The sequence below is a fragment of the Vibrio cincinnatiensis genome, from assembly GCF_022113815.1.
GTDB classification, from domain to species: domain Bacteria; phylum Pseudomonadota; class Gammaproteobacteria; order Enterobacterales; family Vibrionaceae; genus Vibrio; species Vibrio cincinnatiensis_A.
In genome coordinates this window covers 16,772-30,321 of sequence record NZ_SGOM01000013.1, presented here as the reverse complement: position 1 = coordinate 30,321, position 13,550 = coordinate 16,772, and the positions used below count along the sequence as shown (strand labels likewise).

The following is a 13,550-nucleotide window of genomic DNA, read 5'->3' as shown; positions in this document are numbered from 1 at the left end:
AGATAATGAAAGCGTTAGAGAAAAATCAAACTAAGGTACTTGAAACAGAAAAGCTGTTGAGAGAAATCATCAAATCGCCCGTTGAGTTTAAAAATGATGAAGAACTACTAAAGGCTTTGAGGTCACAATCGGCTATAGCTAAATATCAAAATCAAGAGCGTCACATCACTTCGTGTTCGTTAAACACGGTCAAAAGCATCTCAGAAGCATTACTAGACAGAGGTTTCTTATCATTAGATGAATTGCGTATTAATGCGAAGCTGGCGATAGAGGCTGTACTTCATCACGAGAAAGCTTCTAAAGGCAACAAACAAACCGCAGTGGGGTTAAAACAAAAAGTTGCTGAGCTTGAAGCAGAGCTTGATGCAGTGCAGCGTAGCAATGTTTTATTGACCGTTATGGTCTCAGAGTTGCGTTCTAGGCTAAAGCAACTTGCAAAGCATGAAGGGACAATCGAAGAACGGAAGGAGCTTTACCGAGAGCATAATCGGAAGATTGAAGCACAGATGAGCTTCACTCTGAATGGAGAAGTGTGATGGTGGTTCGCAAGCTTAAAGATTTTGAGCAATGGAGTCATATAGGGTTCGATGGCAAGCTTATATTTCGTAAGCCTTTAGACATCCCTTTCGTTACTTACAGTAATCATGTGCCTTGCTATGAGGCCAATGCCTACACTCAGAGCTTGGTAGTCAGAGGCTTAAAAAGTGATACGATTCGAGGGTATGCACACGATATTATCCACTTGGTTCGTTTTATTGAAAAGCAACCAATGTTGAGCCGATTTAGCCAACTTACTGATGCAACGTTCACCCTTTTTGTTCAGTCGTTACAAGCAGAGAGAACGCCCCTCGGTGAACTGAAGCGCCGTAATAATTCGGTGATAAAGATTGCTCATTCCTGCCTTGATTTTTTGCTGTTTGTCCAAGAGTTTCATGATTTGAACTCTTTTATTGGTAAGGATAAAGGTAATTCAATTAAGGTGCTTGAAAAGCCCTATAAGCGGAAACAAGAAGGTTACAAGGGCTTCATTGAAGGTGTCAAAGTCACCCACGCAGCCGTACCAACAAAAGATGAAATCAAGAAACTCCACCCTGTTTCTCAAGCTAATGCTTTGCGTGTATGGGAGTTTATAAAGACTCAGAAAAACAAAGATAAACGCAAAAGGGATATGGCGTTATACACAGCAATGGAGCAACTGGGTTGTCGTATATCAGAGCTTCATTCGATTAAAGTGACTGATTATTATGAAGCTAGGCGCACTGGTATGCTCACTCTTACCACTCTAAAGCGTAAGGACGATAACACCACTCGAAAGATTCCCGTACCGCACCTGTTACTCTCGGTGATTGCAGATTACATCAAAGTTCGCAAGAAGGTCATGAGGCAAAAAAAAGTGCAACATGACTACCTTTTTATCAGTTTAAAAACAGGTCAATGCTTATCCGCTGACTCATGGACAACGTACATGAACCTATGGAAAAAAGACCTTGGTATCAAGGGGGAGTTGCACCCACATCTGTGGAGACATGCATTTATTACAGACAAGCTTAAGGAGCTTATTCTTGCCTCTAAAGAAGTTAATGACAAAGATGATTTCCGAAAACATTTGCTTCATACACAAACATTTAAAATGCAGCTTCAGCAATGGACAGGTCATACGCAATTGAGTTCGCTAGATACTTACATTGACCTCGCATTTGCTGATATTCATGGCTATACAGAGGTTTACAATGCAGTTTCGCTAAAGTCGAGTGTTGAGCTTGCTAAACGTCAGATCGAGTTCTTAGAAGAACAGATAGCAGGGAAAGAGCTAACATTTACCGCAGCGCTCGTGGAGATCAAGATATTGTTAGAAGCCTTTCAGTCAGATATTGATAAAAGCATCATCTCATCGTGATAACAAAGTTTGCTGTTTAGGTAATCTAAAACAACTTCTGGACAAAAACTGTTTAGAGCCGTTGAGCTGATATGCTAGATTCGGATGAGATAATGAACAAGCAAAACGCGTTGTTAAGTAATGAACAACGGCGACTAACACATAGTAAAAATGCCATGCGTTGCGAATCACTTCAAAAAGTTTGTTAAGTGTATTTATCCCCGTAAAACACTAACTCTGCATCTTGGTGGTGTAAATGCCAGTTTTTCCAATGTTCCTTTTCAGTCTCCACTTTTTCGTTATCTACAACCCTAGGGATTAACAACTCAACGTCATCTCTTTTTTCATGAGATACAACGAAGTTATGGCAGTTCTCAGCGATCATTCGGTTAATATTCTGAGTTTGGTCTACGGTCAGTTTAGTCCCTCGTAAGATGGGAGGTGAAACACCAACCTGCGTATACAACAAATGCCTCGGTCCCAATGGCAAAATTATTTCACTTTTGGGTTTTGCCCAGCCACCATTAAAATCATAGCTTTTACCATTATCATAATTTAGTCGAACCACTGGATTGTCTGATGTAAGCCAACTCATACCATTGGCAGGATAAAGTATCGTCCATGAATTTTGGTGTAGTTGTTCAGCTACAGTAGTAAGAACATGTTTTATAGACCATAACCAAGAAGCTCTGCCCGCCAACCATGTTACTTTTACTATAAATGCGTCATTACCATCCTCTTCAATCTCCACCTTCATTGGTAAGCTATCATGGTAACGTGCCTTTCCATCAGGTTTAAAGTCTGGCGGAATTTTTAATTTAATATCATTGACCACATCTTCGACAATTTCACTCAGAGCCTGTTTGTCAGAGCGCTCTAAATGCTCAAAGTAACGCTTTGGAGTACGTAAATCCTGAAGTGCAACGAAGTTAGCTAACAATTTATAATCATTCCTCGTGAGCTTCTCATTACGAATTGCTCTATCAATCGAATTTTTGGCGGGAGATTCATAATTAGAGTCAAACCAATTTTCCAAGATATCATCTGGGTTGCCATTCTGCGTATTAACATACAAATACCGAGAGTAACCGATAGCTGATGGATAGTAGTCTTTCCAGATAGGTACATTTTCGTGTTGAACTACTTTCCTATACTGAAATACCTTACCCTGTTCATTGCACCAATTTTTTAGATACATCTGAGGCAAAAAGTGATTGTCTTTTTTAACGCTCAATTAAGCCTCCATAATATGCTTAACGCCTTGTTATGTTTGATCTAAATTTTATGGAACATACTGTCGAAATAGTCATAATCTCGATAGCCATCAATCCAACTAAAGCCAGCCAATATTTCCCAAAGCAACCGAGATAGTTGCTTCAAACTATCATTTTCAACACTGACGCCTTTTAGGGTAATTGATATAGTATTTATCCTATGCAGAAATGAGAACACCTCATCATCATCGACTTGCACGTTACTGAGCAAATAAGATGTAGCTTCTTTAAACGCCTCAAATTCATTAAGAATGTCAGCTAAGAGAGCTTTATCGAGATTATTTAGAAACACGTGCCAACGCTCTTGGTCTGCTGTTAACTTTTCATTGAAATACTCTTTAAATGCCTGAGGTTCCATCAGATTTCTGAGTAAATCAGCCTTGTAAGGTTCTCGGCATGCGCCAACAATATGCATAATTAATTGACGTTTAAACTCGGTATATTGCGATATAAAGTGACTTTTTACCCGCTTTTTTTTCTTTTTCTCTGGGAGCCAAACAACCAAAAAGTAAAACCAAATGCTAATGAGCATCCCACATGACAAGTTAAAGACAATATCATTCCCCAGCTTAAATTGCTGAAAAAAGAATCCAGTACTTTCAAAAAGGAGCCTTTCTTCACTACTTTTCAGCGCTAAAAAGAGACAAAGAAAGCTAAGAACTAGTAAACCTTTGTTCAAAAGTTTCATTAACCATTTCCTCTAAAACATAACGCTGCACTCTGTGGAAATTTGGGAGCGCCAGCGAGTAAATTTTCCGTAGCAGCTCTTTGTTAGGAATTCTTGATCCAGTCATAAAACGTTTTGAAGGATTCATCTCGCTCCGATAGCTCTTCAAGATCTAAGTCATTAACAAGCTTGGTTAACATCTTGCGCATCTCTGCTCCTCGATAACGGTGACGGAATTCCTTAGGGTCTAAACCAAGCCAAGACTCTATTTCTGGATCTGGAATAGAACACCGCCAGCTAGCCAATTCAACTCCTCGGTTAAGCATATCGCGGGTTTTTCCAATGTCATTATCTGAGTCAGTAACGATTAGTACGGGAGAGTTTGTGATGATATTGCTAGCGGCATTGGCAACACGAGGGATAGTCATTTTACCCATGGCGACAATAATATTGATTTTCTTGGTCAGACCAAACTTATTGAGAATTTTAGTTGCCAAAAGTGATAGTAGTTCTCGGTCAGTGGTTCCTTCACAGACAATGACTAAGTCTGAAGTTGCGTCAAAATTTGAATCCTGTTTAACAAGCATTGATGACATATTATCGTAAGTGAAGGCTTCGATGATGGTTTGTCCATCTTTTGACACTTGTTCCATTTCAGTTGAATGGTAGACAACACCCTCTTCAGCTGCAATTCTAAGCTTAGATTTCAGAACACTTCTGAAGCTACTCCCTCCGATGATTGCCGCGTCGATATCTTCCTTACCGAACAGAATTATATTTAGAGACTTTCCAAGCGTTAAAGCATCAACTGCGTCTTTGGAATAACCAGACATGGAGATAAACACCCCAATTGTTCCAGCTAATTTACCGTCTACTTTGCCTTTGAACTGATAAATTGCTGAAGCTGGCAATTCGTCTTTATGCCATTTTGCCTCTAGCAGAAAAATACTGCCATCGAGAAAGAATGATCCATCAATCTGCTCTCCTTCGGCTTTATAACTTGCGCGAGGATCTAGTTGCTCATGCTCTAAACAACTTTTAATAATTTCCTCAAATGCATAGCCCCTTTTTCGGTACCATGTGGGAGGAGCATCATCAGTCGGTTTAAGCCATTTTTTATATTTTTCTCTGAAATCCATAGCCCGTCATGCTTTCTTTAATGACTGCATAATATCTCAAACACTGGCTCAGCTTTGCTGCGTCCGAGTGTTTTGACTTGTTAGCGCTTTGCTTATGTTAAACATTAAACATTCTCTTGTAGCGTTGTTGGAGTGCTATCTCACCACCTTCCATAATTTCACATACATTCTTCCTAACATTTACTTCTTGCAATGCGCCAGATGCTACTGGATTTATTTGGCCTCGATCTTCTAGCGCAATAACATACTCTGAATCACCGTTTACTACGATATTAGGGTTGTGAGTGACGACAATTATTTGTCTGTCTGCTTTGTTTTCATGTAATTTCGAAACGATCAAGCTTGTAATCAAGCCATTATCAAGGTCATCTTCAGGCTGATCTAAAACGAGCGGTTCAGTTCCATAAGATAATAAAAATGACAAAACAGCCGAGGCCTTTTGTCCAGCTGAACCTTGTGAAACATCCTTAAATCTATTGCCGTCATTAAATTTTATGGACAATTTATCCTCAGGAAACCACGTATTTATTTGATCAAAGCTTTGAGGCTGCAAGTTAGCCATGAATTCAGAAAATCTTTTTCCAATCTTAGCTCCTTGGATTTCACCAGACCTAAAGTTAAACACCTGAGACTTGAAGTCATGAATTTTAGATAGCCAAGGCTCTAGGTTACTTGAATTGCCAGAGCTTGTTGTGGCCAATAATTCTTTGTTTAAACTGTAAAGGAAGCCACACTCGCGATCCAAATCAAAAATATCAGCAGCAAAAGCGTTATCAGAACGCCCTATTACACCTCTAAATGATTCTTCCATGTGGTCTATATCTGAAAAAGGAGCTAAATCAACTTTAATGGACGAGTTTCCAGACAAGTGTTGCTTTAAGAATTCTAAACGATTTACTGTTAATTTTTTCCTGCATTCTATAATTTCATGATATGCAGAATTGATTAAAGAATCCGCCTCGCTTATCTGAGATGCTACCAGCTCCATTGCTTTTAGTGATTTATTAATGGTATCCCGTTCATCAATTAGTCTTGCATAATCAGAGGGGTTATCAATTCCTTCGCTACGCAATCTTTCAATTAACTCTTCGTATTTTCTAATAACTTCAAGATGAGACTTATTGAAGTCAGACTCACTATACCAGCCTCTAAACTGTGTTAATTCATTTCCAAGTGAGGCCACTGCTTGCGCAATAGCCTCTTTAAAAGATTGTGCTGCCCCATTCAAGTTTTTTAACTTGGTAAGAACTTTTGATTCATTTGCCGACTGCGAATCAAATGTAATGTCATCTATTGCAGGAATAGCAGAAGCGTTGGATATGGACTCAACTTGGTTCTTCAGATCTTCAATTCCAGTTTCATATTGCAAAACACTCGTTCGCTTTCCACTATATGCTTGATAGTTTTTAAGGATGTCTGTGTGACCAGAGTTCTCTATTGTTTTTATCTTCTGATCCACATCAGAAAGCTGTCCTAACAACACACTTTTATTTGCTAACTTTGATTGAAGCTCCCTTTTTTGACTGCACAATGTTTGAAAATGGGAGTGTTTTTCAGACCAATCCATCTTCCACTGTTGGTAACCAACAGTAGAAGACTCATCGATAAGACGAAGAAGCGTATTTGGGTTTTTAGCTAAGTCGAATATCTGCTTCTGACTAAAAATCTTTATTGGGAAGCGAGAATGTGCTTCACCCTCTTCGGGAATCCAGTGCTGACCATCATAACGAGAAATTGAAACGTGGTTGCTTGCCTTAGTCCACGTCAGGAGGTAATGAACTTCATCTCTCGTATAGATACAACTGATTTTTGTATTTTCAAGCATTACTCCTTCAGAATCTCTAGATGCTGATATTTTAGTAAAACTCTCGAAAGATCTACGAATTTCATTGTCGCGATCCAGTACATCAAAGTCTTTCGCTCTGTCCATACCTAATCGTATAAATTCAAGGACGGACGATTTTCCACTTCCACGACCTCCAATGATGGAATTCAACCAAGGGTTGAATTCCACTTTCAAAGGAGTCGAACGCCCTGCATATTTAGCATTTTCAATAGTCACAGATCGTAACAGTGTGTTGGAAGAACTATTTGGATCTGTTGTTTCGTTATCTGAACGAATTATGGAAGATGAACCATCAACCAAAGCCAGTTTAAGCCCTTCTATTGAAGGGATAGACATTTTTACCCAAGTATAAGCTCTCCCTATATCATTAGGGTGATGGGCGTCAGAGCCAATTATTGATGGTAAGTCGACATTTAAATTTGTGTATCTTGATAAAGGGGCATCAGCTCGCTCTTGATCAGGGAAAATTATTTCAACGGCATTTGCATGTTTGCAGACTTGCCCTATTGTGTGAGAAGAATGCTGCTGACAAAGTCCTGCCTTCATATCAATATGTGCTGGTATGGCAACGCCGCCAGCTGATATGATTTCTTTTATTACATTCTCAGCACTTTCCTCGGCTACTGAATCACTATCTCCTTTTGTCCCACGAAACTTTGATGCTCCGATAACAGCACTAATATCTGCTGAAGTTGCACAAGGGTCAAAAATACCCAGAACATGTATGTTTGAGTTGGCTGTAACCTCAACACCAGGAAAGACGAAAATTGAATAACCTTCTGCTCTTAAGTTTTCTGCCGCATCTTTAAGATTATCAATCCAGTCGCCAGTATTGTGATCTGTAACTGCTACACACTCTATGCCCTTGCCGATATAGTCCAACAGCCAATCTTTAGCGGTCTTCGATGCCTTTAAACTGCTATCTGTTTTCCCATAATCAAAAGAAGCTGGTGTGTGTGTATGAAAATCGAACTTCCACCATCTTGCCCCGACGAAACTCATTACTTACATCCTTATGTTCTATTTGCCCAAGAGAGTACTAACAGTCTTTTTTCAAAGACTAATATTTAGAAAGAATAGAATCTTTCTCTGACTGAAGTTTTTTAAGTTCTAACTCGATCTTACTCAAACGAGCTTTATCTTCTGGAGTAATTTCTTTAGCTTTCGGGTTAAATCCACATGCTGATATTGTTTGTTTTGAACTGGCAGTAAACCCAGTAAGACTTACTGTAAAATTGACTACTTCTGAGCGTCTGTCATTCTGGATCTTTACATATGCTTTATTGCCAGCGAGCATTTGAGCCACCAATTTACTTACTTCGGCTTCTATCTTGTTATCTGCTCTGACATAGCCAGAACGATAGGAGTTAGTATACAACCGCCCACGGAAGCTAATAGGCTGGTTATCATCAACTTTCACGAACATATCTACGTCTGTTCTTGGCGTGCCTAGAGCGCTATCAGAATCAAATGTCAGCATAAGTTGTCGTTGATCTGAAGTAACGTCACATCGAATCCCGATGCTTTCATCTTGTTTGTAAATATATGAGAACGCACTGACTGTTCTCTCTCCTGTTATTTTATCAGTACTGTCAGACGTCAACCACTTAGCTGATGCCGCTGGCGACAACAGTAATACTGCGATAAACAACATTGTTCTTTTCATTGGATAGCACACTCTTTGGTATTTTAGATAAGCAACCTAAATCATAATGGTGGTATTAGTTCCATTAAGTCAAAGAGTGTAGGGAATGAATGAACGAAAGTGTTAGTCCTAGCAAACTTTGGGTCCTAACTGTTTTAGCTGGCAGTTTCGCTCTCTATCTGAATTCTGTGACTGAATTAGTTGTTGCATCTAACGATTAAGTGAATATTCATTCATGAGGAGGGGCTAGATGAAGGTGTTAGATTGAATGGATAACATAGCTACTTACTCGACTAAATAGAAAAATGAATGACCTATCGTTCCGCTAGCATCTGAAGCGATGTGCTCCACTCCCTAACTCGGACAACACTCACAAAATACAAAGCCTCAAATTGACAATAATTATTACTCAAACTCGATATTAGGAAAATGCCAGAGTTTGAGCGTAAAGTGCTCGATTCGCTGCGAGAGCCTCTTGAATCGGGAGAGATTATTATTTCTCGGGCACAGGGTAAAACGCGTTTTCCGGCTCGCTTTCAATTGGTGGGTGCGCTTAATCCGAGTCCGACTGGCTACTATGAGGGTAGTCAGGCTCGGGTGAATCCTCAGGTTATTTTGCGTTATTTAAGCCGATTGTCAGGCCCGCTATTAGATAGATTTGATATGTCGATAGAGATCCCTGCTTTGCCGAAGGGAACCTTATCTCAAGGGGGAGATAGAGGTGAGAATACGATGACGGTCCGTCAACGTGTTTTAGTGGCGAGAGAGCGAATGATCGCGAGAAGCGGTAAGGTCAATGCTTTATTGCAAAGCCGTGAGATAGAGACGTATTGCCGACTGCATAAGGCGGATGCGGAATTTTTAGAAAGTGCCTTACATCGCTTAGGGTTATCAATACGAGCTTATCATCGCATCATTAAAGTGGCTCGGACTATCGCAGATTTACAAGGAGAAGTGGATATTCAGCGAACCCATTTGGCTGAAGCTTTAGGTTATCGTTCTATGGATAGGCTACTGAAACAATTATCTGCTCAGGCGGTGCTCTAACCTTTCTGCTTAGAGCTATCGTTTTGATGGTATAGGTTTCTTACTGTCTAGCTGTGATTTCAATGTTCTAGTTATTTTTTGTTATCTATCTACGATAAAAAAGGAGCATCATGCTCCTTTTTTCGTCGACTATTCACGTCATCGATTATTTACTTAACAGATGGTTGATGAGTTCAAAATATTCATCCATGGTTTTGATTCCTTGAGCTTGCACCAAGTAACGGTTATTGACGATAACCGCCGGAACCCCTGTTAGACCGCTGTCTTGGAACTGTTTATCAAAACGGCGAACCATGGAGTCGGCCGCAAATCCGTTGAACGCGGCATCAAACTTGGCACTATCAATCCCTTCATCAAGAAAAATTTGACGCAATTCTTGATCATTTTTAGGAGCTTTACGTTGGTTATGGATGCGGTTAAACATCACTGGTACCATTTGTTCTTCAACATTGAGTGCGAGCATCGTTGCGTAAGCTTTACTCATTGATTTACCCATTTTGCCACCCATAAATGAAACATGGTTTTTTTGTAGGGTAACATTTTCAGGAAGCTGGGTTTTTAACTGTTTAATCACCGGTTCAAAAGAGTAGCAGTGTGGGCAATAAAAAGAGAAGTATTCACTCACACTCGGTTGGCTTGAATGAGGGAGGTCGAGCACTTTATAGTGAACACCTTCTTTAAATTGAGCAGCCTGTACAGAAAGGCTTAGCATTAGGGTTGCAACCAGTGCAAACAACTTTTTCATATTAACTCCATAATTCTCTTTTGAGGCAGTTTACCAAGTGGGCGTGAGTGATAGTGCTGGCTCTTGTAATGCGGCAAGCTGTTCTTTAAAGGACAGCACTTGACCTTCCCAATATTTTGGATCATTAAACCAAGGGAAAGCGAGTGGAAATGCGGGATCGTTCCAACGTTTTGCCAACCAAGCCATATAATGCACCATGCGTAGACCACGCAGTGGTTCAATTAGTTTCAATTGATTGGGGTTAAAATCGCAAAACTCTTGATAACCTTCAAGCAGAATATCTAATTGGATCAGTTTCTCTTGTCGATCTCCACTTAATAACATCCATAGATCTTGAATGGCTGGGCCATTACGAGCATCGTCTAAGTCAACAAACATTGGGCCATCTCGCCATAAAATATTACCTGGATGGCAATCACCATGTAAGCGAATGAGATTATTTGTGGGTTGCCAGCACTGTTCAAGGTGGGAGATCAGCAGGTTGAGATCGTTAAAAAATGCATTTTCTAAGTGCGTGGGAATAAAAGAAGCGCGTTCGAGAATCTTTCTCGGTTGGTAGAGGTATTCTTCTAAACCAAGGGTCGGACGGTGGACAAAAGGCTGGATAGCTCCTACTTTGTGAATTCGGCCAAGAAAGCGGCCGACCCATTCTAGTTGTTGTTCATTATCCACTTCAAACTGACGTCCCCCCATGCTATTAAATAGGGCAAAATAGTAACCTTGATAATCATGTAAGCTCGATCCATTGATGACCAGAGGGGGAGCCAGTGGAATTTCAGCGTCCTCAAGCTCCAGTGCAAAGTCATGTTCTTCTTGGATTTGTTCCTTACTCCAACGCTGTGGCCGGTAGAATTTGACGACAAATCGTCGGCGTTGTTCATCACTAAATTGATAGACACGATTTTCGTAGCTATTGAGTGCTAAAAAACCGGATTCAGCACGAATACCGATACTTTCTAGTGCATACCAGATTAAATCCGGGGTCAGAGCATCAAAGTGAAAGGTTGCTTGAGTCATTGTTTTAAAAGGGCTCATTGCTAAGCCCTTTGCCATAGTGTACGAAGGTTAAAGGGGTTTTATAAACCGACTCTCTACCTCGGTAGAAAAAGATTGACTGTCGCTGAGTATAAACTGAATTGTGGTGACCGTTGAGGGAAGATTATCAGGATTTACCCCCAAGCTAAGAGGAACGTTGAGCACTTCACCTGGTTTGACGCTAACCTGCTGTCGGCCATACCAAGAGACACCCACTACGCCGTTTACTTGTAAATGGTAAGTTTGGGTTTGCTGCGTTTTATTGATTATCTTTAAGGTGTAAGTATTTTCTATCTCATGGTTGCTATTGATTCTAAACAGTTGGTTTCTATCTCGAATCACGGTGAGTCCTACGGGGTCAACATTGGCAACTTGTACAAAGAACAGCCCAAGCATTAAGATCAGCACCCCACCGTAACCCAACAATTTGGGGCGTACTACTTTTGTTTTATTTCCGGCTAAACGATGTTCAGTCGTGTAACTAATGAGCCCTTTTTCATAACCCATTTTTTCCATTGTGGTGTCACAGGCATCAATACAAGCCCCACAGTTGATACATTCATATTGTAAGCCATTACGGATATCAATTCCGGTTGGGCAAACCTGCACACATAAATTGCAGTCGATACAGTCACCGAGTCCTAACGTTTTTGGATCCGACTTTCGTGAACGAGGGCCTCGTTGTTCTCCACGTTTTGAATTATAGCCCACAATAAAGGTGTCTTTATCAAACATAGCAGACTGAAAACGGGCGTAAGGACACATATGAATACACATAATCGAGCGCATCCAACCTGCATTTCCATAAGTACAAAGAGCAAAAAACCAGACCCAAAAAAGCGCCCAGAAAGAAGCTTCTAATGTGAAAAAATCAATGACAAGATCTCGGATCGGAACAAAATAGCCAACAAAGGTTAATCCGGTGGCGAGAGCAATGGCAAACCATGCGAGATGCTTGATGGTTTTACGTAATGCTAAATGGGCAGTGAGTTTGTTTGAGTCTTGCTTACGGCGTTTATTGGCACTACCTTCGAGCTTTTCTTCAAACCAGATATACATAAACGTCCACACCGTTTGTGGGCAGAGGTAACCACACCAGACTCTCCCTAAAAAAGTCGTGAGGAAGAATAATCCAAAAGCGGCGATCACAAATAAGAGGGCAAGCAGTGTGAGATCTTGTGGATAAAGTGTTGTGCCAAAGAAATTAAACTGTTGCTGGCTAAGATCAAATAGAATGGCTTGGCGTTCACCGTAAGAGATCCATGGAATCAGTGCAAAAAGCAGCAATAAAACCCAACCGCCATAACGGCGTAATTGTTGGTAGGCTCCTTTACTTTCCCGCACATAAATACGATTACTGGGGTTAAAGCGATCGTCTTGTTGGCTTTTTGGTGTTATCTCTTTAACGTCAATTTTATCTTGACTCATAACCCATCCTTTTTGGTGATGTGGTGCAACTTCTTACGTTCACACTCTTTAACATTGCGATTTCACTGAGTAGTGTATGAAAAGACTGAGTGAAATTATAGCGGTGGTAACGTTTTTGTTTCTTTAATGCAATCAAGATTTAACAATAAAAGATGTTTTTGAAGGGGGAACGGTATGCAGGAGAGAATAAAAAAGCAGCCAGTGGCTGCTTAAATAGAAAGAGGATTACTTAATAATTCCTCGTGCTCGTAAAATGGCACTTTTGAAATCGTCTTCATAATCTTTTTTGATGCCGGGAATAACAGCATCTTTACTGCTATTACGCATTTTAAGATGATAAATCAGCACATCATCCGTGAGTGATTCTAATGCTCCTTTATAGCCAGCCTCTTGAGCCAATTGAGCAATAAATTGGACTAAATTGAGTTCTGACGCTTTCTGCCATTCTGGTTCTAATAGCTCAAGTAATTCTTCAATTCGATGACATTGCATCGCTTTCTCCCTATTTTTGTAATGGTTTTTGCTAAAGATAGCAAATTGAATCGAGAATACCAATAACCCCCAAGTTTCTGGGAGAGTGGAGGTATGCCTTCGTTCAATCAACGGGTTTCGGTGGAGAGGTGTGTGGTGAAGAAAAAAGCGCAGCTTAAACTGCGCTTTTTAACTTAAGCGGCTTTAACCACTTTTGTTTCTGGCGATGCGATTAACGCATTTTTTTCCACAAGAGTGGAGGCAGACGCGATTTTTTTTGCAATCGGAGCAGCAGTAAAACCACTACGACGGCGCATTGCACTACGGTTCGTGTGCGAAAACCTGACAGTTGTTGGGCGCATTCATTTACCTAACGG

12 protein-coding genes and 1 pseudogene are annotated in these 13,550 nt (G+C 40.5%); 3 read left to right on the top strand and 10 right to left on the bottom strand.

What is annotated here, in order from left to right; translation table 11 throughout:
• Positions 1-5: 5 nt before the first annotated feature.
• Together EXA13_RS14465 and EXA13_RS14460 are read left to right on the top strand one after the other, a co-directional pair.
• A complete protein-coding gene (locus tag EXA13_RS14465; RefSeq protein WP_158141282.1) occupies positions 6-536 on the top strand; it encodes a hypothetical protein in 531 nt (176 codons plus the stop codon).
• On the top strand, positions 536-1,897 hold the full coding sequence (locus tag EXA13_RS14460) for a site-specific integrase (RefSeq protein ID WP_158141455.1): 1,362 nt from the start codon (positions 536-538) through the stop codon (positions 1,895-1,897). Before EXA13_RS14465 ends, EXA13_RS14460 begins: the two co-directional genes overlap by 1 nt.
• A 184-nt stretch (positions 1,898-2,081) precedes the next feature.
• Here EXA13_RS14460 and EXA13_RS14455 read toward each other — a convergent pair whose 3' ends face one another.
• From EXA13_RS14455 to EXA13_RS14435, 5 genes are all read right to left on the bottom strand, one after another.
• Positions 2,082-3,110, bottom strand: a complete 1,029-nt coding sequence (locus EXA13_RS14455) for a DUF4238 domain-containing protein (RefSeq protein WP_158141281.1) — start codon at positions 3,108-3,110, stop codon at positions 2,082-2,084.
• A gap of 41 nt (positions 3,111-3,151) precedes the next feature.
• Entirely contained in the window at positions 3,152-3,838 is a 687-nt protein-coding gene (locus tag EXA13_RS14450) for a hypothetical protein (RefSeq protein ID WP_158141280.1), read from the bottom strand.
• An 83-nt stretch (positions 3,839-3,921) separates the two neighbouring features.
• Positions 3,922-4,956: a TOPRIM nucleotidyl transferase/hydrolase domain-containing protein gene (locus EXA13_RS14445; RefSeq protein WP_158141279.1), complete on the bottom strand. Its 1,035-nt coding sequence runs from the start codon at positions 4,954-4,956 to the stop codon at positions 3,922-3,924.
• A gap of 97 nt (positions 4,957-5,053) precedes the next feature.
• A complete protein-coding gene (locus EXA13_RS14440) occupies positions 5,054-7,804 on the bottom strand; it encodes a TrlF family AAA-like ATPase (RefSeq protein ID WP_158141278.1) in 2,751 nt (916 codons plus the stop codon).
• Positions 7,805-7,862: 58 nt separating this feature from the next.
• Positions 7,863-8,468 carry a hypothetical protein gene (locus tag EXA13_RS14435; protein WP_206752277.1) on the bottom strand — a complete coding sequence of 202 codons (606 nt, stop codon included), beginning with the start codon at positions 8,466-8,468 and terminating at the stop codon, positions 7,863-7,865.
• A gap of 384 nt (positions 8,469-8,852) precedes the next feature.
• Between EXA13_RS14435 and EXA13_RS14430 the strand changes: the two are divergent.
• Positions 8,853-9,494: pseudogene (locus EXA13_RS14430) on the top strand (ATP-binding protein); the annotation flags it as partial.
• A gap of 145 nt (positions 9,495-9,639) precedes the next feature.
• Here the strand turns inward: EXA13_RS14430 and EXA13_RS14425 are convergent.
• The 5 genes from EXA13_RS14425 to EXA13_RS14405 all read right to left on the bottom strand — a co-directional run bounded on the left by EXA13_RS14425 (position 9,640) and on the right by EXA13_RS14405 (position 13,535).
• A complete protein-coding gene (locus tag EXA13_RS14425; RefSeq protein WP_238133794.1) occupies positions 9,640-10,239 on the bottom strand; it encodes a thiol:disulfide interchange protein DsbA/DsbL in 600 nt (199 codons plus the stop codon).
• A gap of 30 nt (positions 10,240-10,269) precedes the next feature.
• Complete coding sequence (locus EXA13_RS14420) at positions 10,270-11,256, bottom strand: serine/threonine protein kinase (RefSeq protein ID WP_238133815.1); 987 nt, start codon at positions 11,254-11,256, stop codon at positions 10,270-10,272.
• Between the two features lie 48 nt (positions 11,257-11,304).
• Positions 11,305-12,702: a cytochrome c oxidase accessory protein CcoG gene (gene ccoG, locus EXA13_RS14415; protein WP_238133793.1), complete on the bottom strand. Its 1,398-nt coding sequence runs from the start codon at positions 12,700-12,702 to the stop codon at positions 11,305-11,307.
• Between the two features lie 225 nt (positions 12,703-12,927).
• Positions 12,928-13,194: a YihD family protein gene (locus EXA13_RS14410; RefSeq protein WP_238133792.1), complete on the bottom strand. Its 267-nt coding sequence runs from the start codon at positions 13,192-13,194 to the stop codon at positions 12,928-12,930.
• A gap of 173 nt (positions 13,195-13,367) precedes the next feature.
• The gene (locus EXA13_RS14405) at positions 13,368-13,535 is read right to left on the bottom strand and encodes a hypothetical protein (protein ID WP_238133791.1); all 168 of its coding nucleotides are present in this window, start codon (positions 13,533-13,535) and stop codon (positions 13,368-13,370) included.
• Positions 13,536-13,550 lie beyond the last annotated feature (15 nt).

Coding starts and splice junctions, on each gene's coding strand:
- EXA13_RS14460 (WP_158141455.1), top strand. CDS start 536: ATGGTGGTTCGCAAGCTTAAAGATTTTGAGCAATGGAGTCATATAGGG.
- EXA13_RS14420 (WP_238133815.1), bottom strand. CDS start 11,256: ATGACTCAAGCAACCTTTCACTTTGATGCTCTGACCCCGGATTTAATC.
- EXA13_RS14465 (WP_158141282.1), top strand. CDS start 6: ATGAAAGCGTTAGAGAAAAATCAAACTAAGGTACTTGAAACAGAAAAG.
- EXA13_RS14450 (WP_158141280.1), bottom strand. CDS start 3,838: ATGAAACTTTTGAACAAAGGTTTACTAGTTCTTAGCTTTCTTTGTCTC.
- EXA13_RS14425 (WP_238133794.1), bottom strand. CDS start 10,239: ATGAAAAAGTTGTTTGCACTGGTTGCAACCCTAATGCTAAGCCTTTCT.
- EXA13_RS14410 (WP_238133792.1), bottom strand. CDS start 13,194: ATGCAATGTCATCGAATTGAAGAATTACTTGAGCTATTAGAACCAGAA.
- EXA13_RS14440 (WP_158141278.1), bottom strand. CDS start 7,804: ATGAGTTTCGTCGGGGCAAGATGGTGGAAGTTCGATTTTCATACACAC.
- EXA13_RS14435 (WP_206752277.1), bottom strand. CDS start 8,468: ATGAAAAGAACAATGTTGTTTATCGCAGTATTACTGTTGTCGCCAGCG.
- ccoG (WP_238133793.1), bottom strand. CDS start 12,702: ATGAGTCAAGATAAAATTGACGTTAAAGAGATAACACCAAAAAGCCAA.
- EXA13_RS14405 (WP_238133791.1), bottom strand. CDS start 13,535: ATGCGCCCAACAACTGTCAGGTTTTCGCACACGAACCGTAGTGCAATG.
- EXA13_RS14445 (WP_158141279.1), bottom strand. CDS start 4,956: ATGGATTTCAGAGAAAAATATAAAAAATGGCTTAAACCGACTGATGAT.